This window comes from Corallococcus exercitus, from assembly GCF_042231735.1.
Taxonomy (GTDB): domain Bacteria; phylum Myxococcota; class Myxococcia; order Myxococcales; family Myxococcaceae; genus Corallococcus; species Corallococcus exercitus_B.
In genome coordinates this window covers 9,574,749-9,599,607 of record NZ_CP102577.1, presented here as the reverse complement: position 1 = coordinate 9,599,607, position 24,859 = coordinate 9,574,749, and the positions used below count along the sequence as shown (strand labels likewise).

General features: G+C 71.1%; 25 protein-coding genes and 1 tRNA gene. 12 read left to right on the top strand and 14 right to left on the bottom strand.

The features are described 5' to 3' along the window. The first annotated feature begins 22 nt into the window (after nucleotides 1-22). Complete coding sequence (locus NR792_RS38695) at nucleotides 23-418, top strand: winged helix-turn-helix transcriptional regulator (RefSeq protein WP_375757703.1); 396 nt, start codon at nucleotides 23-25, stop codon at nucleotides 416-418. Nucleotides 419-982: 564 nt separating this feature from the next. Next, the gene (locus NR792_RS38690) at nucleotides 983-1,567 is read left to right on the top strand and encodes a hypothetical protein (RefSeq protein ID WP_375757702.1); all 585 of its coding nucleotides are present in this window, start codon (nucleotides 983-985) and stop codon (nucleotides 1,565-1,567) included. A 38-nt stretch (nucleotides 1,568-1,605) separates the two neighbouring features. On the opposite strand, the gene NR792_RS38685 is transcribed toward NR792_RS38690, so the two are convergent. From NR792_RS38685 to NR792_RS38675, 3 genes are all read right to left on the bottom strand, one after another. After that, nucleotides 1,606-2,595: a GNAT family N-acetyltransferase gene (locus NR792_RS38685; protein WP_375757701.1), complete on the bottom strand. Its 990-nt coding sequence runs from the start codon at nucleotides 2,593-2,595 to the stop codon at nucleotides 1,606-1,608. A gap of 72 nt (nucleotides 2,596-2,667) precedes the next feature. Continuing rightward, nucleotides 2,668-3,714 (bottom strand): acyltransferase family protein, encoded by a 1,047-nt coding sequence (locus NR792_RS38680; protein ID WP_375757700.1) that lies wholly within the window; start codon nucleotides 3,712-3,714, stop codon nucleotides 2,668-2,670. 158 nt (nucleotides 3,715-3,872) lie between these two features. Then, entirely contained in the window at nucleotides 3,873-4,793 is a 921-nt protein-coding gene (locus NR792_RS38675; protein WP_375757699.1) for a GNAT family N-acetyltransferase, read from the bottom strand. Nucleotides 4,794-5,146: 353 nt separating this feature from the next. Here NR792_RS38675 and NR792_RS38670 point away from each other — a divergent pair, with 353 nt between their 5' ends. Beyond that, on the top strand, nucleotides 5,147-6,595 hold the full coding sequence (locus NR792_RS38670) for a M20 family peptidase (protein WP_375757698.1): 1,449 nt from the start codon (nucleotides 5,147-5,149) through the stop codon (nucleotides 6,593-6,595). A gap of 29 nt (nucleotides 6,596-6,624) precedes the next feature. Here the strand turns inward: NR792_RS38670 and NR792_RS38665 are convergent, their stop codons facing one another. From NR792_RS38665 to NR792_RS38650, 4 genes are all read right to left on the bottom strand, one after another. Continuing rightward, nucleotides 6,625-7,086, bottom strand: a complete 462-nt coding sequence (locus tag NR792_RS38665) for a GNAT family N-acetyltransferase (protein ID WP_375757697.1) — start codon at nucleotides 7,084-7,086, stop codon at nucleotides 6,625-6,627. Nucleotides 7,087-7,156: 70 nt separating this feature from the next. Beyond that, the gene (locus NR792_RS38660; protein WP_375757696.1) at nucleotides 7,157-7,792 is read right to left on the bottom strand and encodes an HAD hydrolase-like protein; all 636 of its coding nucleotides are present in this window, start codon (nucleotides 7,790-7,792) and stop codon (nucleotides 7,157-7,159) included. Continuing rightward, entirely contained in the window at nucleotides 7,792-8,364 is a 573-nt protein-coding gene (locus NR792_RS38655; RefSeq protein WP_375757695.1) for a tRNA-uridine aminocarboxypropyltransferase, read from the bottom strand. The genes NR792_RS38660 and NR792_RS38655 overlap by 1 nt, the downstream gene beginning before the upstream one ends. 114 nt (nucleotides 8,365-8,478) lie before the next feature. Further along, nucleotides 8,479-9,474: an MBL fold metallo-hydrolase gene (locus NR792_RS38650; protein WP_375757694.1), complete on the bottom strand. Its 996-nt coding sequence runs from the start codon at nucleotides 9,472-9,474 to the stop codon at nucleotides 8,479-8,481. Nucleotides 9,475-9,561: 87 nt separating this feature from the next. Between NR792_RS38650 and NR792_RS38645 the strand changes: the two genes are divergently transcribed. Together NR792_RS38645 and NR792_RS38640 are read left to right on the top strand one after the other, a co-directional pair. After that, on the top strand, nucleotides 9,562-10,485 hold the full coding sequence (locus tag NR792_RS38645) for a LysR family transcriptional regulator (RefSeq protein WP_375757693.1): 924 nt from the start codon (nucleotides 9,562-9,564) through the stop codon (nucleotides 10,483-10,485). 376 nt (nucleotides 10,486-10,861) lie between these two features. Next, the gene (locus tag NR792_RS38640; RefSeq protein ID WP_375757692.1) at nucleotides 10,862-11,494 is read left to right on the top strand and encodes a hypothetical protein; all 633 of its coding nucleotides are present in this window, start codon (nucleotides 10,862-10,864) and stop codon (nucleotides 11,492-11,494) included. Between the two features lie 13 nt (nucleotides 11,495-11,507). Here the strand turns inward: NR792_RS38640 and NR792_RS38635 are convergent, their stop codons facing one another. Together NR792_RS38635 and NR792_RS38630 are read right to left on the bottom strand one after the other, a co-directional pair. Then, the gene (locus NR792_RS38635; RefSeq protein ID WP_375757691.1) at nucleotides 11,508-11,873 is read right to left on the bottom strand and encodes a cupin domain-containing protein; all 366 of its coding nucleotides are present in this window, start codon (nucleotides 11,871-11,873) and stop codon (nucleotides 11,508-11,510) included. 197 nt (nucleotides 11,874-12,070) lie between these two features. Further along, nucleotides 12,071-12,271 carry a cold-shock protein gene (locus NR792_RS38630; protein WP_207049066.1) on the bottom strand — a complete coding sequence of 67 codons (201 nt, stop codon included), beginning with the start codon at nucleotides 12,269-12,271 and terminating at the stop codon, nucleotides 12,071-12,073. 355 nt (nucleotides 12,272-12,626) lie between these two features. Between NR792_RS38630 and NR792_RS38625 the strand changes: the two genes are divergently transcribed. From NR792_RS38625 to NR792_RS38610, 4 genes are read left to right on the top strand one after another with little or no spacing between them, the layout of a single operon-like run. Further along, nucleotides 12,627-13,163: a periplasmic heavy metal sensor gene (locus tag NR792_RS38625; RefSeq protein WP_375757690.1), complete on the top strand. Its 537-nt coding sequence runs from the start codon at nucleotides 12,627-12,629 to the stop codon at nucleotides 13,161-13,163. Nucleotides 13,164-13,207: 44 nt separating this feature from the next. Further along, entirely contained in the window at nucleotides 13,208-13,423 is a 216-nt protein-coding gene (locus NR792_RS38620; protein ID WP_375757689.1) for a hypothetical protein, read from the top strand. 15 nt (nucleotides 13,424-13,438) lie between these two features. Further along, nucleotides 13,439-14,119 (top strand): response regulator transcription factor, encoded by a 681-nt coding sequence (locus tag NR792_RS38615; RefSeq protein ID WP_375757688.1) that lies wholly within the window; start codon nucleotides 13,439-13,441, stop codon nucleotides 14,117-14,119. Then, complete coding sequence (locus tag NR792_RS38610) at nucleotides 14,119-15,522, top strand: ATP-binding protein (RefSeq protein WP_375757687.1); 1,404 nt, start codon at nucleotides 14,119-14,121, stop codon at nucleotides 15,520-15,522. Before NR792_RS38615 ends, NR792_RS38610 begins: the two co-directional genes overlap by 1 nt. 114 nt (nucleotides 15,523-15,636) lie before the next feature. On the opposite strand, the gene NR792_RS38605 is transcribed toward NR792_RS38610, so the two are convergent. The 5 genes from NR792_RS38605 to NR792_RS38585 all read right to left on the bottom strand — a co-directional run bounded on the left by NR792_RS38605 (nucleotide 15,637) and on the right by NR792_RS38585 (nucleotide 21,911). Next, nucleotides 15,637-16,479 (bottom strand): carboxypeptidase regulatory-like domain-containing protein, encoded by an 843-nt coding sequence (locus NR792_RS38605; protein ID WP_375757686.1) that lies wholly within the window; start codon nucleotides 16,477-16,479, stop codon nucleotides 15,637-15,639. Between the two features lie 92 nt (nucleotides 16,480-16,571). After that, nucleotides 16,572-17,447 carry an ABC transporter permease gene (locus NR792_RS38600; RefSeq protein ID WP_375757685.1) on the bottom strand — a complete coding sequence of 292 codons (876 nt, stop codon included), beginning with the start codon at nucleotides 17,445-17,447 and terminating at the stop codon, nucleotides 16,572-16,574. Then, the gene (locus NR792_RS38595; protein ID WP_375757684.1) at nucleotides 17,444-18,433 is read right to left on the bottom strand and encodes an ABC transporter ATP-binding protein; all 990 of its coding nucleotides are present in this window, start codon (nucleotides 18,431-18,433) and stop codon (nucleotides 17,444-17,446) included. The genes NR792_RS38600 and NR792_RS38595 overlap by 4 nt, the downstream gene beginning before the upstream one ends. Nucleotides 18,434-18,475: 42 nt before the next feature. Further along, entirely contained in the window at nucleotides 18,476-19,360 is an 885-nt protein-coding gene (cyoE, locus tag NR792_RS38590; RefSeq protein ID WP_375757683.1) for a heme o synthase, read from the bottom strand. A 214-nt stretch (nucleotides 19,361-19,574) separates the two neighbouring features. Then, nucleotides 19,575-21,911: a tetratricopeptide repeat protein gene (locus NR792_RS38585; RefSeq protein WP_375757682.1), complete on the bottom strand. Its 2,337-nt coding sequence runs from the start codon at nucleotides 21,909-21,911 to the stop codon at nucleotides 19,575-19,577. A gap of 205 nt (nucleotides 21,912-22,116) precedes the next feature. On the opposite strand from NR792_RS38585, the gene NR792_RS38580 reads away from it, so the two are divergent. The 3 genes from NR792_RS38580 to NR792_RS38570 all read left to right on the top strand — a co-directional run bounded on the left by NR792_RS38580 (nucleotide 22,117) and on the right by NR792_RS38570 (nucleotide 24,853). Continuing rightward, nucleotides 22,117-22,192, top strand: a tRNA-Ala gene (locus NR792_RS38580). A 96-nt stretch (nucleotides 22,193-22,288) separates the two neighbouring features. Beyond that, entirely contained in the window at nucleotides 22,289-22,903 is a 615-nt protein-coding gene (locus NR792_RS38575) for a DUF2760 domain-containing protein (RefSeq protein WP_375757681.1), read from the top strand. 87 nt (nucleotides 22,904-22,990) lie between these two features. After that, entirely contained in the window at nucleotides 22,991-24,853 is a 1,863-nt protein-coding gene (locus NR792_RS38570) for an Hsp70 family protein (protein WP_375757680.1), read from the top strand. Nucleotides 24,854-24,859 lie beyond the last annotated feature (6 nt).

Here is a 24,859-nt window from a genome sequence, read left to right as displayed (position 1 = left end):
GGAATGTCGCTAGACTCGCGCGATGACAAGAGCGCACGAAGAAGTGGGGGACTCACCGGCGGGTAAGTATGAGGGGCCCCCGACTCCCGCGGCGGCCGCGGCGCGGGTCGAGGAGATCCTCGGACTGCTCGAAGGCCGCTGGAAGCTCGTGATCCTCTTCCAGCTCTTCGGGGGCCGGGTGGTGCGCTTCTCGGAGTTCGAACGTGCCATTCCCGGCATCTCCCAGAAGATGCTCGCCCAGCAACTGAGGCAGCTGGAGCGGGATGGATTGGTGCACAGGGTCGTGTACGCGGAGGTCCCGCCGCGGGTCGAATACCGGCTCACCCCGTGGGGACAGTCCCTGTGCCCGGTGCTTGATGGACTGCTCCGATGGGCCGCGACGCGTGAAGGGCTCACCGGGGAGGTCTCCGGCGCCTGAGCTGCATCGTGCAACTCTTGCCGCCTTCCGGGGCGGAGGCCCGTGCAGCCTTTGCATCGTTGCAGGACTTGCGCGCCCTCCGCCGGCCCGGAGCAGAGGCACGCGGGGCGGACGGGGACTGGCTGGCTTCTTGAAAGGCTCGACGTCCAGCCGTCGGCCGGTGCGGTCCGGCCGACGAAGCGTCGGTACACGGCCGCAAGAGGTCTGTCCCATGAGCCATTCATTGTCATCGTGGTTGTCCTGTCTTCCGGTCGCGGCGCTGATGGCGTGTGGTCCGCAGCCGTCCCCCGACGAAGCCGGGCAGGACACCGCGCTCTCCGTGTCCCGCTCGGAGTTGGTGAGCCTCGACTCGACCGGCACGAAGGTCGTCATCACCGGCACGGCCAACGCCGACACGGCGACCGTGAACTACTACCACAACGACCTCTCCACCCTCATCGTCACGCTCAACGGCACGAGCACCCTCCTCGGGGTGAATGACCTCTTCAAGCCCGCCATCACCTCGATCTCCTTCGAGGGCGGCGCCAGCAACGACACGTTCACCAACTCCACCGCCATGTCCGCGTGGATGGCGACCTCTGGGTCGACCCGGGCACCGGAGCCCCCCGGTACGCGAAGCTCGGGGGCGAGGACGCGCTGTGGGTGGCCATCGTGGAGAAGGCCTACGCCATCCTTCGCGCGGATGACTCCAACTACACGTCGATCAACGCGGGGGACGGCACCCTGGAGATTGGCAAGGCGGGGGGCGGGCACATCAACCTCACCCTCTCCTACTGGGGCTACAACGACGGCGTGACGAAGGAGGCCGTGCTCGATTGGATCGCGAGGGGCTCTCCGCAGGATGATCCCATCCGGAGCGCGCGCGACGCGGGCGTGAACGCCTTCCTGTCCTGGGTCCAGCAGGAGCGCGCGCAGGGAGCGGCGCTGGTCACGGGGTCCGTCTCCAACGTGAGTGACACCGCGGCGCTCACCGCGACCAGCTGGCGTCGAAGCGCGCACATCCTCATGATCGACCGGGTGGAGACCAACGGCGCCAGCCGGCCCGTGGGGATCGTCCTGCGCAATCCCTACGGCTTCGAGGCCCCGCTGACCGACTACACGCAGATCTACTTCCTCCTGGGCGGCGCCGGGCGGTGGAACCTGCCGTAGCGCTGCCCACCGCGCGGAGCCCTCCCCGGCTCCGCGCGTCAGCTCCTCGGCGCGCGATAGGCCGGGAAGTAGCCCGGGCCGTTGCTGTTCCCGGACAGACGCGCGTACACGGCGGGCTCGCAGATGAGCTCGTGGGTGCAGAGGTGCGAGCTGGCGTTGGAGAAGCTCCGCTTGAACTGCTCCAGGCCGTCACCGGGCCGCACGCCGCCGCCCAGGTGGAACGGCAGCTCGAGCTGCATGGCGAGCTCCACCAGCGCCCCGAAGACGGTGTTCTTGGCCGGCGAGCGCCCCAGGTCCGCATCCGCCGTCCCGCCCAGGTAGTAGTGCAGCACGCCATCGCTGCGGACCCCCACCCCGGAAGAGGCGATGTGGCCGTCCGGGGCACGCGTCGTCGCGAGCCAGGCGTTCGGCGAGGAGAACATCTCCTCGAAGTACGCATCGGAGAAGAAGTACCGGGCCTGCGCTCCGTCGCGGACCATGGTCTGCCGGTAGACGTCCTTGAAGCCCTCCTGCTCCTCGTGGGACGCCTCGCGCACCGGGCAGCAGGTGCTCACGAAGCCCAGCCGGGTGTTGCGCCGCATCTGCCGGCGGGCCTCCGCCTGGAACTCGATGGGGAGGCGGGGGTCGATGAAGAACACCTCGTTGCGCTCCGTCCCGGCCGCGAAGCAGCGGGGCCCCGCGACGCGGTCGCGCACGAAGAGGCTGACCAGGCCCGTGCCCTCCCAATCCACGGCGTCCTTGGGCACCTCGCTCAACCCATCCAGCCGCCCGCCGGGATACCCGTAGGGAGAGATGGCGTCGCGGTACGGCGTTCCCTCGATGGGCCGCACGATGAGCGGCACCCGCAGCGCGCGCCCCTCGCCGTCCTCGATGACCAGCGTGTGCGTCACGCCTTCGGCCCGCAGGTGGTGCGCGGAGCGGAAGTAGTCGTCCGACAGGGCGGACATCCCGCCGTCAGGCACCAGGGCGGCATGGCACGGCTTCAGTCCGGGAGACGTGAGCCGCGAGGCTTCGGTGTGGTTCATCATTCGAGCGCATCCTTTCAATGAGCGACGCAACGCCCGCCAGCCCCCGCGCTCAGCTCGAGCGCACGGAGGCCCTCATGCGACGTGGGGTGGGACCGCCGTCCGAGCCTGGGCCTTCCTCCGCCACTGCCGGAAGACGCTCAGCGCGGGTTGCTCGACGCGGTAGGTGATGAAGACGGCCAGCAGGAACCCGGCCGCGAACGCGACCGCGATGGCCGCCTCGGGACGCCAACCCGCGGCCTCCAGCCGCCGGATGATGACGTAACCGATGTTCTGGTGGACCAGGTAGAACGGATAGGAGATGAACCCCATGAAGAGCAGCGGGCGCCAGGTGAGCCAGCGCAGCGCGCCCCGGGAGAGCGCCCAGGCGATGCCCAGCACCACCCCGAACACGGGGACGGGGGCCTCGCTCCCGACGAGCACCTCGTGCGCGAGGCTGACGCCCACGAGCGCCAGCGCGGCAGGAACGGAGACCTCGCCGCGGCTCTGCTTGAAGGCCAGCACGCCCAGCGCGAAGTATTGCAGGTGCGGCCGGCTCGCGAGCCGCGCGAGGAAGGTCATTCCCAGGGACTGGGCGGCCAGCTCGGCCAGGGTCTGCAACACGACGAGCACGATGAAGATGGGGATGATCCTGGGGAGCGTCCGCGTGCACGCGAGCACGAACATCAGCAGGTAGAAGGACAGCTCGATGGTCAGCGTCCAGTACACGGTGTCCACGTGCGGGACGCGAAGCAGCTCGTGAAACATGGTCAGGTTGACCAGGGCCGTCTGGAAGCTGAACTCACGCTCCGGCAATCCAAACAGCGTCACCACCGTGAAGGTGAGCGCGACGGCCGTCCAGTAGGACGGGTAGAGCCGGGCCGCGCGGCTCCACACGAAGTCGCGGACGCGCTCGACGCGCTCCAGCGACATCAGGATGACGAAGCCGCTGATGGCGAAGAAGAGCTGGACCCCGTACTTCCCGAAGCGCAGGTCCCAGAGGGGAACCGAGTGCCCGTAGAGGTCGCTGTATTCCGTCGTGAAGTGATACAGCGCGACCGCCAGCGCCGCGAGCCCCCGGAGCGCGTCCAATTCCACCAGGCGCGGTGGGCCCACCTCTGGAGCGGCAGAAATGCTTCTCATCCGGGGGTCACCCTTCCTGGCCTTCTCCGGTCAGCACTCGGAGGGAGCCGAACGGTAGGGTTCACCCGGTGTCCCAACCATGCCCCCCGGGGTCCCGGTCGGGTGTCACGTCCCCTGCATCTGGCGGCCCTCGCGTCGGAGGGCCCACCGCCCGGGGCTCAATGGCGTGGCGCGCGGTAGGCCGGGAAGAAGTCGCCCCCGGTGTGGCCCTCCGACAGCTGGGCATACACCGTGGGTTCGCAGACCAGTTCGTGCGTGTAGAGGCGCGAGCTTGCGTTGGCGAGGCTCCGCTTGAACTGCTCCAGGCTGTCACCCGGACGGACGCCTCCGCCCAGATGGAGCGGGACGCCCAGCTGCGTGCAGAGCTCGGCCAGGGTTCCAAAGACATTCTTCGCTGGCGAGCGCGGCAGGTGCGCGTCCACCGTCCCGCCCAGGTAGTAGTGCAGCATGCCGTCGCTGCTGACACACAGCGCGGAGGAGGCCACCCCACCCTCCGGCGCATGCGTCGTCACCAGCCAGGCGCTGGGGGACGAGAACAGCTCCTCGAAGTAGGCGTCGGAGAAGAAGTACCGGGCGCTGGCCCCCTCACGGACCATGGTCTGCCGGTAGGCCAGCTGGAAGCCCTCCCGCTCCTCGCGCGACACCTCGCGCACCTCCCGCGCGGTGCTCACGAAGCCCAGCCGGAGGTTGCGCCGGATGTGCCGGTAATGCATCTCCCGGAACTCGACCGGCAGGCGCGGGTCGATGAAGAACACCTCGTTGCGCTCCGTCCCGCCCGCGAAGCAGCGGGGGCCGGAGACCCGGTCGCGCACGAAGATGCTGACGAGCCCCGTCCCCTCCCAGTCCACCGCCTCCTTCGCCACCTCCCAGAGCCCGTCCAGCATGCCTCCGGGAAACCCATACGGGGAGATGGCGTCGCGGTAGGGCGTTCCCTCGATGGGCCGGACGATGAGCGGCACGCGCTGCGCATGCCCTTCGCCGTCCTCGATGACCAGCGTATGCGTCACCCGTTCGGCCCGCAGGTGGTGCGCGGAGCGGAAGTAGTCCTCCGACAGCGCCATCGCCCCCTCGTCAGGCACGAGCACTGCCCTTGTTCGCATCATCCGCATGTCCGCGTCCCCCGGTCCTGCCTGCGTCCGCGCTGGGTCCGAGCAGCCATCCCCCGGATGGCTCGGACTGAATCCAGACGAAAACGGTGATTTCTTGTTTGTGTCGTCAGAATGTATTTCTGTTTATTACGGGCGTTCCCATTGCAGGCTAGCCTTCCAGCCCCTCCGCTGGAGCCGCCCCCCGGGACACCCTGGCTGTTGGAATCCTGGCGTCAAAGCCCTCCGGCCTCGCCCTGTCGTCGCGGGGTCCGAGCGCCACGACCGGGGTGACGCGCCGCGCCTGCTGCTACGCTTCCCTCCCCCTCCCCGGAAACCCCGAACCGATGAAGCGCGTTTTCCTTGTCCTGCTGGCCCTCGTGCTCCTGCTCGCGGGCGTCCTCGTCGTGCGCACGCTGCGCTTTGATTCGCGGCAGGTGTCCGCGGAGCCCGCCGAGCCCTTCCCGGTGGATGCCACCGCCGCCGCGGGCCGCCTCGCCGAGGCGCTGCGCCACCGCACCATCGCCGCCTCTGACGGCATGCGCGCGGAGGACGCCGCCTTCCAGGCCTTGCACGCGCAGCTCGTCACCGGGTTTCCCCGCGTGCACGCGCGGCTCGAGCACGAGGCCGTGGGCGCGCACTCGCATCTGTATACGTGGAAGGGCTCGGAGCCGGACCTGCGGCCCGTGCTGCTGATGGGCCACCTGGACGTGGTGCCCGCGGAGGCGGAGGCCACCTGGAGTCACCCGCCCTTCGGCGGTGTCGTGGCGGACGGCTACATCCACGGGCGTGGGACGCTGGACGACAAGGGCAGCGTGCTCGCCATCCTGGAGGCCGTGGAGGGATTGCTCGCGGAAGGCTACCGCCCCCGCCGCACGGTGATGCTCGCCTTCGGCGCGGACGAGGAGGTGGGCGGGCACGACGGCGCCGCCCGCGTGGCCGCGCTGCTGCGCGAGCGGGGCGTGCGGCTCGAAGTGGTGCTGGACGAGGGAGGCCCCATCGGCGTGGGGCTCGTGCCCGGCGTGGCCGCGCCGGTGGCGCTGGTGGGCGTGGCGGAGAAGGGCTCGGCGCGCGTGGAGCTGAAGGTGCGCAGCGCGGGCGGACACGCGTCCATGCCGCCGCGCCAGACGGCCGCGAACATCCTCGCCCGGGCCCTGGTGCGGCTGGAGGAGAACCCCTTCCAGCCCGAGCTGCGCGGCGGGACGCGGGCGCTGTTCGAGTACGTGGGGCCGGAGATGGACTTCGGCATGCGCCTGCTCTTCGCCAACACCTGGCTCTTCGCGCCCCTCATCGAGCGGCGGATGTCCGGGACGCCTTCCACGGACGCCAGCATCCGCACCACCACCGCGGCCACCATGCTGGAGGGAAGCCCCAAGCCCAACGTGCTGCCCGCGCAGGCGCGCGCGGTCCTCAACGTCCGCCTCCTGCCGGGCGACAGCCTGGAGGATGTCCGCGCCCACGTGCGCAAGGTGGTGGACGACCCCCGCGTGGAGGTGGCCGCCGAGGGCGACGAGGCCTCACCGGTGTCGAGCCTGGACACGGAGGGCTGGCGGCAGTTGCAGCGCAGCATCCGCCAGCAGTTCCCGGACGTGCTGGTGGCGCCCTTCCTCACCGTGGCGGCCACCGACGCCCGCTACTTCCATTCCTTGAGCGACAGCGTGTACCGCTTCGTGCCGGTGCGGCTGACGCGCGAGGACCTGGCGCGCATGCACGGCCGCGACGAGCGCCTCTCCGTCGAGGAGCACGCCGCCGCCATCCGCTTCTATGCACAGTACCTGCGCAACACCACGCGCTAGGCAGCGGCTGTTCGTCCGATGCGCGCCCGTCAGCCCCTGCGCATGTCGAGGTGCGGGATGCCGTCCTCGTCGTAGATGTCGCTCACGGCCACGAAGCCGAAGCCCTCGTAGTAGCGCTGCAGGTAGGCCTGCGCCGCGATGCGCACGGGCGCGCCCGGAAAGCGCTCGGCGAGGAAGCGCAGGCCGCGCTCAACCAGCTCGCGGCCCTGCCGTTGCCCGCGCAGCGCCGGCGCGGTGACGACGCGGCCGAGGCTCGCCTCGGGGAACTTGAGGCCGGGCGGTAGTGCGCGCAGGTAGGCGCCCAACTGCCCCGTGCCCGGGACGCCCCCGAGCAGGTGGAAGCACGCGGCGTCCAGGCCGTCCGCATCGAGATAGAGGCTCTTCTGCTCCACCACGAAGACTTCGGAGCGCAGCGCGAGCAGCCGGTACAGCTCCTCGAGCGTGAGCTCACTGAAGCGCTTCCACTGCCAGTCGAGAGAAAGGGGGGCCATGGGGTCCTGTCACCTTAGCGCCAGCGGCGCGAGCGGGCATGCGCGCTCGCTGCCCAGGTCGAGGAAGCGCCTACGCCGCGACGGCGTGCAGCAGTTCATCCAGGCGGGTGAGGACGAGCGTGGGCGCGCGAGAGCGCAGCAACTCCTCCGTCGCGTAGCCCCACGTCACCGCGGCGGTGGCGATGCCCTCGGCCGCCGCGGCCTCGATGTCGCGCACCTCGTCGCCCACGGAGAGGGCCTCGTTGGGACGCACGCCGGCCGCCTTCAGCACCTGCCGGAACTTGGAGCGCTTGCCGAAGATGCCCGCGCCGCAGGCGTAGTGGCGGATGCGCGCGGACGCCACCGGCCCCAACACGCGCCGCACGTTCTCCTCCGAGTTGGAGCTCACCACGGCGAGGGTGAGGCCCCGCGCCTGCAGCTGTTCGAGCATCGCCTCCACGCCGGGGAAGAGCGGGATGCGGTGCGCGTCTTGCGCGACACGCTTGCGCATGTGCGAGGCGATGAAGGGCATCTTCCACATGGGCACGCCGAGCCGCTCGATGATGGCCCGGCTGTCCTGCCCGCGCATCGCCTCCAGTTCCTCCGCGCTGACGGTGCGAAAGCCGTAGCGGAGGGCCACGTCGTTGAAGACACCGCGAAACCAGGCCGCGCTGTCCGCGAGCGTCCCGTCGAAGTCGAAGATGATCAGCCGGTATCCCATGGGCATCAGTTCAGTGTCCCGCAGTCGGCGATGCGCTGCACGCGGAGCGCGGCCAGCCGCGCCAGGGGGGCCGCCGCCTCCGGTCCCTCGAGCAGGGCCACCGCGCGGGCGACGGCATCCAGGGTGGACATACCGGCGGGATGCGAGGGCTCGCGGAGCCGGAGCATCCCGGGCTCCGGCGGCGGCAGCACCAGCCGGGGGAGTGCCCGCAGCTCGGGGAGCCGCTGGGTCATCCGCCGGGCCTGTGACCAGTTCGCGTCCAGCACCACCAGCTGCCTCGGCGCGGGGGCATCCGGTGGCGCGGTGGGGCCATCGGGATACAGCAGCCAGGTCCCCGGCTCGGAGAGCACCTCCATGTCGAAGGTCCCGGCCCGTGCGCCGTGGACGAGCAGCTTCGCGTTCGCGAGCGCCAGCGCGGCCACGCCCCCGGTGTTGCTGCGCTTCGAGACCTCCATCACATGCTGGAGGAAGAGGAACCGGGTGCGCGTCTCCACCCGGGGAACCTCCGCGCACAGGCACAAGTGCTTCGCGAGGTTGCAACGCGGACAGCGGGGTGGGCGGGCGGCGCGGGGAGGCATCCTCTCGTCATCCTCGGCTGGCCTCCGTGGGAAGAAAAGCACTCGTTGCCGGGCCGGCAGGCCGTGGCTTGAACCCGCGCTCGCGCCTCGGCCCGCCCTGCCCTTCACCGCGTGTTACCGCTGGCCCGAGGTGTAGTTGACCGGGATCCACCGGTAGCCTTTTCCGTCCGCGGCAAGCCGCCCCAGTCCGGGGAAGGGCATGTGGTCCAGCCCCACCAGGTCACCGCGCCCCGCGGTCTCCGCGAACACCCGCGCGCGCTGGGCCGCGGCCGCACGGGAGTCGACGTCGTAGGCGACCGTCACCGCGGGCTCGCGCAGCTGGACCGGGCCGAAGTGCATGAGGTCCCCCCACAGGGCCAGCCGCTGTCCCCGGCTTTCAACGACGTAGATGCTGTGCCCGGGGGTGTGTCCCGGCGTCGGCACGGCCCGGATGCCCGGGACGAGGAGGTCCTTGTCCCCGAACGGCTTCAGCTTCCCCGCGTCCTGGTACGGCCCCACCATCGCCCGCGCCTCCTCGAAGAACTTCCGCGCGTCCCCGGCCTTCGCCAGGTTCTCCGCGCTGAGCCAGTAGTCCACCTCCCGGGCGTGCACCCGGAGGACGGCGTTGGGGAACGCGCGGCTCGCGCCCGTCATGAGGCCGCCGGAGTGGTCGGAATGGATGTGCGAGAGCAGCACCACGTCCACCTGCTCGGGCTGATAGCCCGCGGCCCGGAGGCTCTGCAGGAGCCGGCCGCCGACGTCAGGACCGAAGAGGCTCCCCACCCCCGTGTCCACGAGCACGAGCGACGTGCCGGTGTTGATGAGGAAGGCATTGATGGACGTCTCCACCGGATCCTGGAGGTAGTCGCGCGCGAGCAGGGCCGTCACCCGCTCCGGCGTCGTGTGCGTCGCCACCTCGCGGATGGTCTGGGGCACGGTGCCGTCGGAGAGCGCGGTGACCTCGAAGTCGCCGAGCATCATCCGGTAGTAGCCAGGGGCCTGCGTGCGCACCTGGGGCGCCGCCGCGTGGACGGCGGACGGAATCAGGGGCGCGACGGCAATTCCTCCCAGCGCGAGGGCGCGAGCGAGGGAAAGAGAGACAACACCACGGCGGAGGAGCGGTCTTTTCATGCGCGAGGAGATAGCGACTGCCCTGCCCTGCGATAAACAGGCGCCCGGCACACACTTCGTTTCACCCTTGAAACAATGAGGTGGAGGATGGACAGGTTCGCGGCGATGGAGGCCTTCGTCCGCGTGGTGGAGAGCGGCACCTTCACCAAGGCTGCCGACGCGCTGGGCCGCCCGAAGGCAGCGGTGACCCGGCTCATCCAGCAGCTGGAGGCGCAGCTGCGGGTGAAGCTGCTCCACCGCACCACGCGCCGCGTGACCGTCACGCCGGAGGGCATGACCTACTACCAGCAGGCGCTGCGGCTGCTGGGGGAGGTGCGGAACCTCGAAGCCACGCTGACGCAGACGCGGCGCGGTCCCCGGGGCAGGCTTCGGGTGGAGTCGAGTGGCACCATCTCCCGGCTGCTGCTCGTCCCCGCGCTGCCGTCGATCTGCGCGCGCTATCCGCAGCTGCAGATCGAGCTGGGCGTGAGCGACCGCGTGGTGGACCTCCTGTCGGACAACGTCGACTGCGCCATCCGGGGCGGCGGCGTGAAGGACGACTCCCTGGTCGCGCGGCACCTGGGCGACCTGGACTATTGGGTCTGCGCCTCACCGCGATACCTGGAGCGCCACGGCCCGCCGCACCATCCGCTGGAGCTGGCCGGCGCGTCGCACGCGATGGTGAGCTACTTCGCGTCGCCGAGCGGCAAGCCGCTCCCCTTCACCTTCCAGCGCGGCGCGGAGCGGCTCGAGGTCCAGGGCCGCAGCCAGCTCCTGCTCAACGAGACCAACGCATACCTGGCCGCGGGGCTCGCCGGCCTGGGCGTCATGATTGCCCCCCGCTTCGTGGTGGAGCCCTACCTGGCCACGGGGGAGCTGGTGTCCGTGCTGGAGGGCTGGCAGCCCGAAGCCCGCCCCATCTTCCTGGTCTACCCACCCGCGAGGCAGCGGGATGCCGGCCTGCGGGTGTTCATCGAGTGGGTGGTGGAGCTGTTCGCGAGCCGCACGAACGTCTGGCGGCGTGACGGGTAGCCGCCGTCACTTCACTTTGGAGGTGCGCTCGAAGACCTCGCGGGCGCGTTCAATCTCCGGCCGGTGGTGCTGCGCCCACATCGCGAGCGCGGACACGGGTTCAAGCAGCGTGCGCCCCAGCCGCGTTCCTGTATGGAATCGCCGTGCTCGACCTGGCGGGAGGGCTGGGCGTCGTCCTGCCCTCGCTCACGAGGAGAGTGACTTGCGCAGGGGACCGGGGACGCGAGAGCGTACCGGGATGACCCCTCATCGCTTCGTCGCGGCAGTCCTGATCGTGGGGGTGTCAGGCTGTGCTGGCGTCCAGAACGCGGCTCCTGAGGCTCCTGCTGGCACCGTCCGCTTCACCACGCAGGCGCATTTCAAAGACTGCGACATCGTGGCGACCGCGCGTCCCCTGGCGGATGCCCAGGCCGTGGACTGCGGCGAAGCTCGGGAGAGCGAGGACCGGCTGAAGGCCAAGGCGTGCGTCGAGGCAGCGGACGCCGCCGGCAAACCCTTCATCGCCATCCTCCACCTGCCCGGCATCGACTCCGCCGTCTCCCAGGCCCTGCTTCGCTCCGCGAACGGAGAGCGCTTCCAGCTCTGGTACGACAGCGATTCGAGCGGCGCCAACGGCCGCTTCCGGTCACGCATCAGCCGCAGGGCCTGCGAGCGCTTCGTGCCCGATCCGGAGTTCGAGGAGGATCTGCGCTGCGAGTCACAAGCCGAGGCAACGACCTTATGCCTCGGCACGGAGTACGACCTGGGACCCCTTCAGTCCGCCGCGGGCATGATGTGCGTGCCCGACGAGACCTACCGGCCGGGAGTCTTCGACTGCGCCTGGCTGAAGCCCACCCAGCTCCTGAAGGACCAGGGCTTCAAGCCAGTCCCCGCGGACACCTTGCTCGCGTGCAAGGCGGGTCAACCCGGGTTCTTCAGCTGCTCCTCCACCGCGGGAACGGACTCCGCGGTGGGCGTCCGCTTCGAACGGGAACCGCCCCCGGACGCGTCTCCGGAGGACGGTCCCTGACGTCGTCAGGCCGTCAGGCCTTGGCGCCCTTCGGGGCCTCGTGCTCGTCGCGGCCGTGCGCGGTCGCGACGGGGCTGGTCGCCTCCACGGCGGAGAAGGTCTCCAGGATCTTGTACGTGTGGCTGGCCCCTCGCGGCACGAGCCAGGAGTCGCCGGGGTTGAGCAGGAGGACCTGACCCTCCAGGTGCAGCTCCGCGCGGCCCTTGAGCACGAAGCCCACGGTCTCGTAGTCGCGGGTGCTGACAGGCTTGGCCTCGGCGGGCGGCTCGTCCTCCCACAGCCGCATGGCCACACGGACGCCGGATGCGAGGTACTTCTGGCCCATCTCCCCCTTGGGGGAGTGGCGGCTCTCGACCTTCTTCACGCTGGTGTCGCCCATGTTCGCCTCTCCTTGGGAGGCGGCGTGCGGCGCCGCGCTCCTCCTGGGGAGAAGGTAGGGAAGACCCCGGGCCCTGGCGGATGTCGTCGTGCGGTCGCCCGCCTGCCCTGCGTCCGGAAAGACGAAAGCCCAGCCTCCGCTGGGGAGACTGGGCTTCGGGGACTCACCGCTGGGGGTGAGTCGGGATTTCGGCTAGCTCAGACCGCGCGAACGTTCTGGGCCTGCAGGCCCTTGGGGCCCTTGGTGACTTCGAACTCCACCTTCTGGCCTTCAGCCAGGGTGCGGAAGCCATCCATGTTGATCGCAGTGTGGTGGCAGAAAACGTCTTCGCCATTGTCCTGCGCGATGAAGCCGAAACCCTTCGCGTCGTTGAACCACTTCACGGTACCCAATGCCATTGTGAGTCTCTTCTCTTTCTCTGCTCTGTACAGGTGAGAGGCTCGCGCCTGCCACCGGTGCCGGAACGAACACCGCCCCGGCACGCCGGGCACTCTACCCACTTCCCGTGGGAACACCACTCCTGAGGGTGGATTCCCACTGGAAGCCGTCCTTCATCCGACACAGCGGAATCCGTCGAGGCCCGGCATTGGAACATCCCATGCCCCGCGGGGCATTCCGGACGCCTTTCCCGGCCTTCACACTTCTTCACCGCGCCCGGGCGTGGGCTTCACACCCGCCTTCTACCTTGAGCTCCGTCAGAAACGACACGGGCCCGCCTGGTCGGTGCCCTGCCTGCTGCCTGGAGCCAAGCACATGTTCGGATTCCTCTTCGGTACCGCCTGCCTCGCCGGTCTCTTCGCCACCCTGCGCCGGGGGCACTACGGCCACTCCCACCACCATGGCCGCGGCGGCCGCTGGAGCATGCGCCCCCGGCTGCGCTGGCTCTTCGAGCGGCTGGAGACGTCGCCCGGCCAGGAGAAGGTCATCGTGAAGGCCGTGGAGAACGTGCGCGAGGCCTTCGCCAAGGTGAAGGACCAGTGGGGCCCCAGCCGCACGTCGCTCGCGGGCTCGCTGCGCGGCGAGCACTTCGACGGAGCCATGCTGCGCGAGCTGTTCAGCCGCCACGACGTGGCGCTGGAGTCGCTGCGCAACGCCGTGCAGGACGCCCTGTCCCAGGTGCACGAGGCGCTGGAGCCCCACCAGCGCCGCGAGCTCGCGGACATCATCGAGCACGGCTGGGGCTACGGCTGGCGCGGCGAGGGCCGCGGCTGGCACGGGCGGCGCTGCGGCGGGTACGGCCGCTGGGGTGGCCGTCCGCACAACGATGACGGCCCCGCGTCCTTCGTCTGAAAACCCCCTGCCCTCTTCCCCAGCGCTCTTCCTGGAGACATCCCATGAGACACCGTCTGCTCGTCGTCCTCCTCGCCGCGGGTGCCATCGGAGGCTATGCCTCCGGCTTCGCGAGCCTCGCCCGCCACCACCGCTCCGCCTGCCACCGGGGAGACTGGGGTGGCCCCGCCTACCGCAACGGGGCGCCGCCGTACTGGGACTGGCACGCACCCAGGCCCCAGGGCACCTCCGGGCCCGCCGACGCACCGGGAGCGCGTTAGGATTCACCCCCGCCCATGCCCACCCGCGTCCTGCTCATCGATGACGACACCCGGATGTTCGAGTTGCTCGCGGAGTACCTCGGGCAGAACGGCATCACCGTCAGCCACGCACCCGATGGAGGCCGCGGGCTGGCGGCGCTGGAGGCGAACGCCTTCGACGCCGTGCTCCTGGACGTGATGATGCCGGGCATGGACGGCCTGGAGGTGTGCAAGCGCATCCGCGCGAAGAGCCGCATCCCGGTGCTGATGCTCACCGCCAAGGGCGACGAGACGGACCGCGTGGTGGGGCTGGAGCTGGGCGCGGACGACTACCTGCCCAAGCCCTTCGGCCCGCGCGAGCTGCTCGCCCGCCTGCGCGCGGTGCTGCGGCGGGCGCAGCCGGCGGCGGTGGCGGACCGCATCGAGTCGAGCGGCGTCTCCATCGACGTGTCCGGGCGCGAGGTGAAGGTGGAGGGCAAGGCGGTGGAGCTGACGGGCCTGGAGTTCGACCTGCTGCTCGCGCTGGTGCGGCGCGCGGGCCGGGTGATTCCCCGCGACGCGCTCCTGGGCGAGGCGGGCCGCAACGACACGGTGGTGAGCGAGCGCACGGTGGACGTGCACATCTCCCACCTGCGCCAGAAGCTGGGAGACGTGGGCACGCGCCTCATCAAGACGGTGCGCGGCGTGGGCTACGTCTTCGCGAAGGAAGGCGCCTGATGGGCTGGGGCCACCGCCACTGGCCTCCGGAAGGAGACCCCTGCGCGCCGGGACTGAAGCGGGGCTTCGGCCGCCATGCGCGAGAGCACCACCGGCGCAAGTTCCACCTGGGCCGGCTGGGCTCCTACGTGCAGGAGCGGCTGCGGCGACGCCTGTTCGTCATGTTCGGGCTCACCATCCTGGTGACGGTGCTCGTGGTGTCGTGGGTGATGAACCTGACGGGCGGCAACAGCTGGCGGCAGGAGACGGAGCGCGTCCGCGCGTTCGTGGGGCACCGCTTCGCGGAGGTCTGGGACGCGCCCGCCGCGCGCGAGTCCCTGATGCGGAGCATCTCCGACGACCTGGACGTGGACGTCGTGCTGACGGACCTGTCCGGCGCGGTGGTGGCCCGGGGCGGCGCTCCCTGTGCGAAGCCGGACGCGAGCATCCCGGTGATGCGGCAGGACTCGCGGCTGGGCACGCTGCAGGCGTGTTACCTGCAGACCCGCTCGCGGGGGCCGTGGCGCGCCGTGCTGCCGCTGGGCATCGCGGTGCTGGTGCTGTGGACGGCGGCGGGCGGCATCTCGTTCCGGCTGGCGCGGCCGGTGGACACGCTGGTGAAGGCCACGCAGGCGTTGGGCGAGGGCCAGTTGGGCACGCGGGCGAGCCTGGACCGCCACCTCACCGGAGATTTCGCGGTGCTCGCCGAGTCCTTCAACGACATGGCGGCGCGCATCGAGAAGCAGCTCGCGGATCAGCGTGAGCTCCTGGCGGCGGTGTCGCACGAGCTGCGCACGCCGCTGGCGCGGCTGCGGGTGCTGACGGAGCTGCTGCGCGACGGTGGAGGCAACCCGCGCACGCTGGACCAGGTGGACCGCGAGGTGGTGGAGCTGGACGCGCTGGTGGGCGAGCTGCTCGCCAGCTCGCGCCTGGACTTCGGGCAGCTGACGCCCAAGGCGCTGGAGGCGGGCGTGCTGGCGGCGCAGGCGCTGGAGCGCGTGGGGCTGTCCGCGACGCTGCTCCAGCCGGAGACGGACGACGTGGCGCTGATGGCGGACGCGACGCTGCTGGGCCGGGCGCTCGTGAACCTGCTCGACAACGCGCGCAAGCACGGCGTGGGCGTGGAGGCGCTCCGGCTGCAGGAGCACGGCAAGGAGCACCTGGCCTTCAGCGTGGAGGACCGGGGCCCGGGGCTCCTGCCCGGCGAGGAGACGCGCATCTTCCAGCCGTTCTATCGCAAGGACCGGGGCGGAGAGGCGCGCGAGGCCGGCTCCCTGGGGCTGGGGCTCGCGCTGGTGCAGCGCATCGCCAGGGCCCACGGCGGCGAGGCCTTCGCGGAGAACCGGCCCGGCGGAGGCGCGCGCGTGGGCTTCACGGTGCGCAAGGCCGGACCGCCGGGGCTTGCTTCCAGCACGCAGGCCTAGGGCCCCGGCCCGCCGCGTTCCTCCCAACCTGTCCGACTGTCGGACAGGTTCGGGCGGTGCGCCGCCGACGGGGCCGGGGCCGGGCCGCGCGAGCAGCCCGTGCCCCTGCGGGAACTACTGCTTCGCCTGTGCGTCCGTCGCGGCGAAGGCGAACGTGGCCTCCGCGGGCGCGCCGTCCTTCACGGTGACTTCCGCCGTCTTCGTGCCCAGCGTCTCGTGCCACGCCTCCAGCGTGTACGTGCCCGCGGGCAGGCCCGTCAGCGTGAAGGTGCCGTCCGCGGCGGTGGTGGCGAAGTACGGGTTGGGGTTGCTCACCACGTAGGCCGTCATCCACGGGTGCACGTCGCACTTGAGGCGCAGCACCTCCGCGTCCGACGGCAGCGGCTTCTGCACCGGCGCGCCCGAGGGCGGCTGCGCCACGTTGAACAGCGGCCGCGTGCCCACCACGCCGCGCACGTTGTGCAGCGTGCCGTCGCTGTTCTTGAACACCACCTGCTGGCCCGCCACCGCGCCCTGCACGCGCGGCACGTAGGTGCACTTGGACTGGTCCACCACCACCGGCGCGGACGGCGCCGCGGGGGCGCCCGCGACGGGGCCCTTCACGCGCACCAGCACGTTCTGGAGCTTGCCGTCCTTCACCAGCACGGACTGCTCCTTCTCCGGCCGCCCGTCACACGCGGGGTCCGCGCTGGGCGCCAGGTCCGCCATCACCGGCGGCGTGCCGGTGAAGGACACCGTGCCCTTCACCACGCCGTTGCCCGCGGGCGCCGGAGCCGCCGCCTCGCCCGTCCCCGCTCCCGCCGTGGGCGCCGGAGGCACGGCCTGCTGCGTGGGCGCCGCCGGACGCGCGGTGGGCGCCTCGGCGGAGGGCGCGGGCGCCTCCTCCTTCTTGCACGCGGGCAGGGCCATGAGCCCCGCGACACCGACCATCGACAAGCCAAGCAGACGCAGCTTCATGAGGCGGTCTCCTCTGGAGGATTCTTCGTGATGCGGTGCCCGCCGTCGTAGTGGAAGGCACCGGGCAAGTCCACCAACCCACAGCGCGCGGGCTACTCGCGGCGGCTCACGCTGAATGCGGCCAGCCCCACGAACACCGCGGCGAACGCCAGGAGCGCGGGCACCTCCCACCCCACCGTCGCCCCACCCTGCGAGCCCACCGCCACCGACGCCTGCGCGCCGTACAGCGCGCGGCGCACGCCCTCCACGGAGAAGCGCATGGGGTTGAGCGTCATCACCCACGACAGCACCGGCCCGGCGCCCTTGACCGGGAACATGGCCCCGGAGAGCACCCACATGGGCAGCATCACCAGGCTCATCACCGCGTGGTAGCCCGCGCTCGACTTCACCCACCACGCGAGCGCCATGCCCATGCCGGTGAGCGCCAGCGCCGACAGCACCATCACCGCCGCGAGCAGCGCGTAGTCCACCGCCTTCACGTCCACGCCCGCCAGCGGCGCGAAGAGCAGGAACAGCGACGCCTGCATGAGCGCGATGGAGGAAGAGCCCAGCGCCTTGCCCAGCACCACCGCGAGCCGCGAGCCCGGCCCCGCGAGCACCGCCTGGAGGAAGCCCTCCTTGCGGTCCTCGATGACGGTGATGGTCGCGAAGATGGCGCTGAAGAGCACCACCATGGTGACGACGCCCGGGAAGAAGAACTGCTGGTAGCCCAGCCCCTGCGCGCCCTCCACGCGGAACGAACCCGCGAACCCGGAGCCGATGACGAACCAGAACAGGATGGGCTGCGCCAGCGCGCCAATCACCCGGCTGGGCTGCCGGAAGAAGCGCACCACGTCGCGAGACAGCAGCACCCGCACGGTGGCCCACTGCAGCGCCAGCGTCCCGGGCTCCCGGCGCTGGACGGGGGCGGCGACGGGCGCCTCGGCGGGCGCCTCCATGGGGGACGGAACAGGGATGTCGGCGCTCATCGGCGTTTCCTCGGCGCGGGCGTGGGCGCGGGAGCATCCGCCCCCAGGGCCTTCCCGGTGAGCTGGAGGAACACATCCGCCAGCGTGGGCCGGCGCAGCGACACGGAGGCGAACCGTCCCGGGGGGAAGGCCTCCACCAGTCGCGGCACCAGCGCGTGTCCCTGCGAAGCCTCCACCTGCACCCGCCCCTCCACCACCTTCGCTTCCAGCCCCAGCCGCTCCGTCACCTGCGCGGCCAGCGCCTCCGGCTCCGGGCCCTCCAGGGTCAGGATGTCGCCGCCCATGCGCGACGCGAGCGCCCGGGGCGTGTCACACGCCACCAGCTTCCCGGCGTCCAGCACCGCCAGCCGGTCGCACCCTTCGGCCTCGTCCGCGCGGTGCGTGGTGAGCAGCACGGTGACGCCCTGCGCGTCGCGCAGCCGCTTGAGGTGCGTCCAGAACGTGCGGAAGGCCGCCTCGTCCAGGCCCTGCGTGGGCTCGTCCATCAGCACCACCCGCGGCTGGTGCACCAGCGCCCGCGCCAGTTCCAGCCGCCGGCGCATGCCGCCCGACCAGGTGCCCACCTTCTCATCGCCCCGGTCCAGCAGGCCGATGAGCGACAGCATCGTCTCCACGCGCGCCTTCGCGTCCGCGCCGCCCAGCCCGTACAGCCGCGCGCCCAGGAGCAGGTTCTCCCGGGCCGTCAGCAGGTCGTCCAGGCTGCTGCGCTGGAAGATGATGCCCATCTGGCGCCGCAGCGCGGGGTCGCTCAGCGACAGCACCCTGCCGGCGAAGTGCACCTGCCCCGCGTCCGGCGCGAGCAGGCCCGCGAGCAGCTGGAAGGTGGTGGACTTGCCGGCGCCGTTGGGCCCCAGGAGGCCCAGGATTTCGCCCGGCTGCACGGCCAGCGACAGACCGTCCACGGCGGTGCGCCCGCCGAAGCGGCGCGTGAGCCCCTCGATGCGAAGCAGCGGTGGGGGCGGGGTCGGAACGGAGGTGTCAGGCATGCGAAGAGGCGACCTCGCGCCGGGACGCCGCGCTTGGGGGCGCTAGCCGCGGGGGATGCGGTCCAGCGTCATCGCGGCGAACAGGCCGGTGAGATACACGAGCGAATACAGGAACGTCTGGCGCGCCCAGGGCTTCCCCAGGTGCTTGAAGAAGCCCCACGCTCCCAGCCCGAGGAAGCCCAGCCCCAGCACCACCGCCGCCGCCAGGTACCACGTGCCGGCGATGTGCAGCTGGAACGGCAGGAGCGTCATGGGAATCAGCGCCACCAGGTAGAGCACCACCTGCGCGCGGCTGGACTCGTCCCCGCGCTCCAGCGGCACGGACTTGAGCCCCGCGGCGGCGTATTCGTCCTTGCGGAACAGCGCGATGGCGATGAAGTGCGGCATCTGCCAGAGGAACATGATGGCGAACAGCGCGAAGCCGCCCGCGTCCACCATGTCCGTCACCGCCGTCCAGCCCATCAGGGGCGGCAGCGCGCCGGGAATCGCGCCCACCAGCATCGCCGCGGACGTGCGGGCCTTGAGCGGCGTGTAGGCCAGCACGTAGCTGAGCAGCGCGATGAGCCCCAGCACGCCGGTGAGCAGGTTGGCGCCCAGCACCAGCGCGGGCAGCGACACCGCCGCCAGCGACAGGCCGAACCAGAGCGCCGTGTTCGGGTCCATGCGCCCGGCGGGCAGCGGCCGGTTGCGCGTGCGCGCCATGAACTGGTCGCTGTGGCGCTCCAGGTAGCAGTTGAACGCGTTCGCCGCGCCCACCGTCCCCGCCGTCGCCAGCAGCGTCACCAGCGCGCGCACCGGCGTGAAGTGCCCCGGAGCCAGGAACATGCCGCCCGCCGCGGTGATGAGCACCAGCGACGACAGCCTCGGCTTGGTGAGGGAGATCAGGTCGGACGCGGTGGAGGACTGGGACAAGGCACGCGCGCTCAAGCGGACTCCAGCAGGAGGCCCCTGGACCGCGGTCGCTACCGGCTACCGGGCAGGGGGTGTGGGGTGGACCCTCCCATACCGTCACCCGGCAGGGGTGGCAAGGCTCCGGCACCCCGCCACATCAGCCTGCCTTGTCGCCCCCCTTCAAAAACGAAGCGCCGCGAATGCCCGGAAGGGGGCATCGCGGCGCTTGGGGGACAGCGGGAGGCGGGGGTCAGTTCCCCGCGAGCCGCTGCGCGTCGGCGAGGTACTCGCCCTTGGGCTCGCGCTTCACGTACTCCTGCGCCAGCGTCTTGACCTTGCCCGACTGCCTGGCGTCCTTGGAGAGCAGCGACGCGTAGAAGTAGTACACCGGCGTGTAGTTCTCGTCGGCCTGCAGCGCGCGCTGGTAGGTCTCGTCCGCCTTCGCCGTGTCGCCCTTGCCCTGGTAGACGCGGCCCAGCTCCGTGAGCGCGTTGGCGACGCGGTCCGGCTGGCCGAAGAACTCCTGGCTGGCCTTCTCCAGCTGCTCCTTCGCCTTGTCCCACTCCGAGCGCTCCCGGTAGATGGCGCCCATGGCGAGCCGGGCCTCCGGGTTCTTCGCCTTGGGGTCCTTCACCGCGCGCTGGTACTGCGCGAGCGCGTCGTCCAGCTTGTTCTGGCGGCGGTAGGCGTTGCCCAGCATCACCACCAGCTTGGGGCTGTCGCCCATCGTCTTGAGCGCGGTGACGAGCGCCTCGGAGGCCTCCTTCTCACCGCCCGGCTTGCCCATGAGGGCCTTGGCCAGCTCGACGTGGAACTGGGCGCGGCTGCCGTCCACGCGGATGGCCTTGCGGATCTCCTCCGCGGCCGCGTCGAAGTTGCCCTCCGCCAGCAGGCGGCGGCCCTTGATGAGGTTGAGCTCCGGGTTCTGCTTGTCGAGCGCGAAGCCGGTCTCCTCCGCCTTCGTCACCTCCTGCTTCGCCTTGGCCGGATCCGCCGGCACGCCCGTCGCCTCGGTCATCTTCTGCTGCACGTCCGGCTTGAGCGTGGGCATGGCCAGCGCCACGCGGGCGATGAGCAGCGAGCGCGCGAGCTGCGCGGTGGCGAGCTGGCGCGGGCTGGGCGGCGGCTCCGCCTCCAGCAGCTTCTTGATGTCCCGGCTGGCCACCGCGTAGTTCGGCTCGTCCTGCTCCAGCATGAGGAGCGAGCGGCCCAGGAGCGACTCCGGGTGGTCCTTCTCGTAGCGCAGGGCGAAGTCGTAGTTCTTCCAGGCGGTGTTGTCCTGGCCCAGCCGGCGGTACACCGCGCCCAGGCCCGCGTAGACGCGCGGGTCATCCGGCGCCAGCGTCTGCGCGCGCTCCAGGCTGTCGCGTGCGCGCTCCAGGTCACCCGCGTTCATCTGGATGAGGCCCAGCGTGAGGTACAGGAGCGAGGACGCCTTGTTCTGGTCGTTGAGCTCCTTGACCTGCGTCTCCAGCGAGGACAGCGCGCCCTTGCCGTCACCGCTGTAGGTCTTGATGAGCGCCTGCGCGGCGATGAGGTGGCTGGACAGCTCCTTGCCCTTCTGGGCCGCCGCCAGGTGCTCCTCGGCCTGCCGGCGCGCGTCGTCGCCGCCGCCGTGCTCACCCCAGCGGATGGCGTACGCGTACGCGAGGTAGCCGTGGGCCGCGGTGGAGTCCGGGTCCACCTCCAACGCCAGGTCCGCCGCCTCGCACGCCTTCTTGTAGCTGGCGAACGAGTCGTGCTTGAGCTGCTCGGTGGCGACGTCCAGGTTCTTCTTGAGCTCGCGGCCTCGCTTCTTGGCCTGCGCCGAGTACCAGCCGTACCCACCCGCGAACAGCGGGATGAGGATGAGCAGGACCAGCGACAGCATCTTGCTGCCCTTGCCCTTGGCGGCACCCTGGCGGCGCGGCGCCGGCTCGTCGTCGTCCTCCTCCACCTCTTCCACCACCACTCGCGGGCGGCGCGGGGCGGAGTCGGAGGTCCGCGCCGTGTGGGCGGCCTGCTGCGACGGAGCGCTGATGCGGCCCACGGGCGTGGCGGCGGGCTGCGCGGCGGCGGGCGGGGCCGTCACGGGGACGGTCGCCGCGGCGGGCGCCTCGGCGGCGGCCGGGGGCGGCGCGGCCACGGGCGCGAGCACCGGGGCGGGCGCCGCGGGGCGGGGAATCTCCACCTTGTACTGCTGGAGGAGCGTGACGGTCTCCGGATCGCCGGGGTCCGCCTGGTAGGCCTTGAGGAGGTTGCCGCGGCCGACGTCGGCCTCGCCTCCCTTGATCTGCAGCACGCCCGCCATGCGCAGGGCGGCCTTGTCCTCCGGCTGGACCTGGAGGGCGCCCATCACCTCTTCGAGCGCCTTCTTGTCCTTGTTCTGGGCGGCGTAGACGCGGGCCAGGAGGAGGCGGGGATCGGCCGCGGTCGGGTGCGCCTTGACGCCCTTCTTGCAGACGACCATCGCCTCCATGAAGCGGCCCAGGTCGAGGTACGCCTCCGCCAGGGGCTTGTAGGCATCCGACGAGGGGTCGGAAGCGAACGAATGCTCAAGCTTCGCGAGCTCGGTGGGGCTCAACGTCTTCGATGGGGAGGTGGACATGAACCAGAAGGGGGCCCGGTAATTGGCCGGGAAGGATGCGGTACCGGAAGGCGGTTTTTATGGCATCCACAGTGCGGCACGTCAATCGCAGGGTTGGTGCCGGAAACGAGCTGCTTGACAGCAAGGTGGGGCTCCGGTACTAGCCCACTCACTTCGCGGGACCCAACGCCCGCGAGGCGCAGCAGGCAGCAAGCAGTCCCCATGTGGGGGTGTAGCTCAGTTGGGAGAGCGTCGCGTTCGCAATGCGAAGGTCGTCGGTTCGATCCCGTCCACCTCCACCATGAAGAAACGAAGGGCCTCACGGGAAACCGTGAGGCCCTTTGCATTTCGGGCCATTGGCGAATTGCAAAGGCTTCCGGCTTTGTTATCCGGGGCCGATGACCGACCCGTCCGCCTCCCTGTCGTTCTTCGCTCGCTTCTGGCTCGCCTGGCTGTGCTTCTGGCGCTGCCTCGTGTCCCGCGAATTCGCGCAGGCCGTGCTGCCGGCCAGCCGCGCCTATGATGCTGGCCAGCTCAAGGAGCTTCCGGCCGGGGACACGCAGTCCCCCCCGCCCGTGAAGACGCCTGTCGTCCAGGCCCCCGTCGCCCCCCCTCCCCCGCCGCCGGAGCGCGAGCACGCCAGCGCCCTGTCGCTGCTGGCCATGCTCCAGCGCGAGGGCCGCTTCCTGGACTTCGTGCAGGAGAACGTCTCCGCGTTCCCGGACGCGGACGTGGGCGCGGCGGCCCGCATCGTCCACGAGGGATGCCGCAAGGTGGTGCACCAGTACCTGACGCTCCAGCCGGTGCTGCCGCAGGGCGAGGGCGACCGGGTGACGGTGCCGGACGGCTTCGACGCGCAGCGCATCCGGCTCACCGGCAACGTCGCCGGCCAGCCTCCCTACGGCGGCACCCTCCGGCACCACGGCTGGGTGACCACGGAGGTGAAGTTCCCGTCCGTCAGCCCCGCCATGGAGCCGCGCGTGCTGGCGCCGGCGGAGGTCGAGCTCGCCTGATGCCCGCCTGAGCACCAGGCGGCGCGTCCTCCGAAGTCCCCTTCCCTTCGAGGAACCACAAGGCCCCTTAGGGGGTTTTTGACCGATATGGCCCGATACGCAATCGGCATCGACCTGGGCACCACGCACTCCGCGGTGTCCTACTTCAACCTCGAGGACGGCAAGCCGCGCGGCCCCTCGCAGTCCATGCTGCCCGTGCCCCAGGTGACGGCGCCCGGCACCGTGGAAGCGCGCCCGCTGTTGCCCTCCTTCCTCTACCTCCCCAGCGCGCAGGAGTTCCCGGAGGGCAGCCTCGGGCTGCCGTGGCACGCGGAGCCGGGCGTCATCGTGGGTGACTTCGCCCGCTCGCACGGGGCCAAGGTGCCCACGCGGCTGGTGTCCTCGGCGAAGAGCTGGCTGTCGCACCCGGGCGTGGACCGGCGCTCGGCGCTGCTGCCCTGGCAGGCGCCGCCGGAGGTGCAGCGCGTGTCGCCGCTGGATGCGTCCGCGCGCTACCTGCGCCACCTGAAGGAGGCGTGGGACCACACCTTCGCGCGCGCCCAGGAGGAGTCCGGCAACGCGCTGTCCCGGCAGGAGGTCATCGTCACCGTCCCGGCGTCCTTCGACGCGGCGGCGCGCGACCTGACGCTGGAGGCCGCGAAGGCGGCGGGCATCGAGCACATCACCCTGCTGGAGGAGCCGCAGGCCGCGCTGTACGCGTGGCTGGAGGCCATGGGGGAGAACTTCCGCAAGCAGGTGAAGCCCGGGGAGGTGATTCTCGTGGTGGACGTGGGCGGCGGCACGTCCGACTTCTCCGTCATCACCGTGAAGGACCGCGAGGGCGACCTGGAGCTTTTGCGCGTGGCGGTGGGCGACCACATCCTCCTGGGCGGCGACAACATGGACCTCGCCCTGGCGCACACGCTCAACCAGCGGATGGCGGCCGAGGGGCGCAAGCTGGACGCGTGGCAGTTCAACGGCCTCACCTACGGGTGCCGCCAGGCGAAGGAGACGCTGTACGCGGACCCCTCCCTGGACCGGGTGCCCATCGCGATTCCGGGCCGGGGCTCGTCGCTCATCGGCGGCACGCTGCGCACGGAGCTGACGCGCGAGGAGCTGGACCGCGTCCTCACGGACGGCTTCTTCCCGGTGACGCAGGTGGCGGACCTGCCGCGCACCGCCCGGCGCACGGGCCTGGCGCAGATGGCGCTGCCGTACGCGCAGGACCCGGCGGTGACGAAGCACCTGGCGGCGTTCCTCACCCGGCAGGCCCAGGCGCTGGCGGCCAGCGCGGACTCGCCGGTGGACGTGGCGGGCAAGGGCTTCCTGCATCCCTCGGCGGTGCTCTTCAACGGCGGCGTCTTCAAGGCCGGTCCGCTGAAGGGCCGCGTGATGGAGGTCCTCAACCAGTGGCTCGCCTCCGAAGGGGCGCCCCCGGCGAAGGAGCTGGAGGGGGCGGACCTGGACCTCGCGGTGGCGCGGGGCGCGGCGTACTACGGCTGGGTGCGCCAGGGGCACGGCCTGCGCATCCGCGGCGGCACGGCGCGCGCCTACTACGTGGGCGTGGAGACGGCGATGCCGGCGGTGCCGGGCATGGAGCCGCCGGTGAAGGCGCTGTGCGTCGCGCCCTTCGGCATGGAGGAGGGGACGCAGGCGGACGTGCCGCCGCAGGAGTTCGGCCTCGTCACGGGCGAGCCCACGAGCTTCCGCTTCTTCGCGTCGTCCGTGCGGCGCGACGACCGGGTGGGCGAGATGGTGGAGGACGTGGAGTCGGAGCTGGCGGCGGGCGGGCTGGAGGAGGTGGCGCCCATCGAGACGACGCTGCCCGGACAGCCCACGCCCTTTGGCGACCTGACGCCGGTGAACCTCCAGGCGGCGGTGACAGAGGTGGGCACGCTGGAGCTGCGGTGCCTGGAGAAGAACGGCTCCGGGCGCTGGAAGCTGGAGCTCAACGTGCGCATGAAGGAGTAGAAGGGG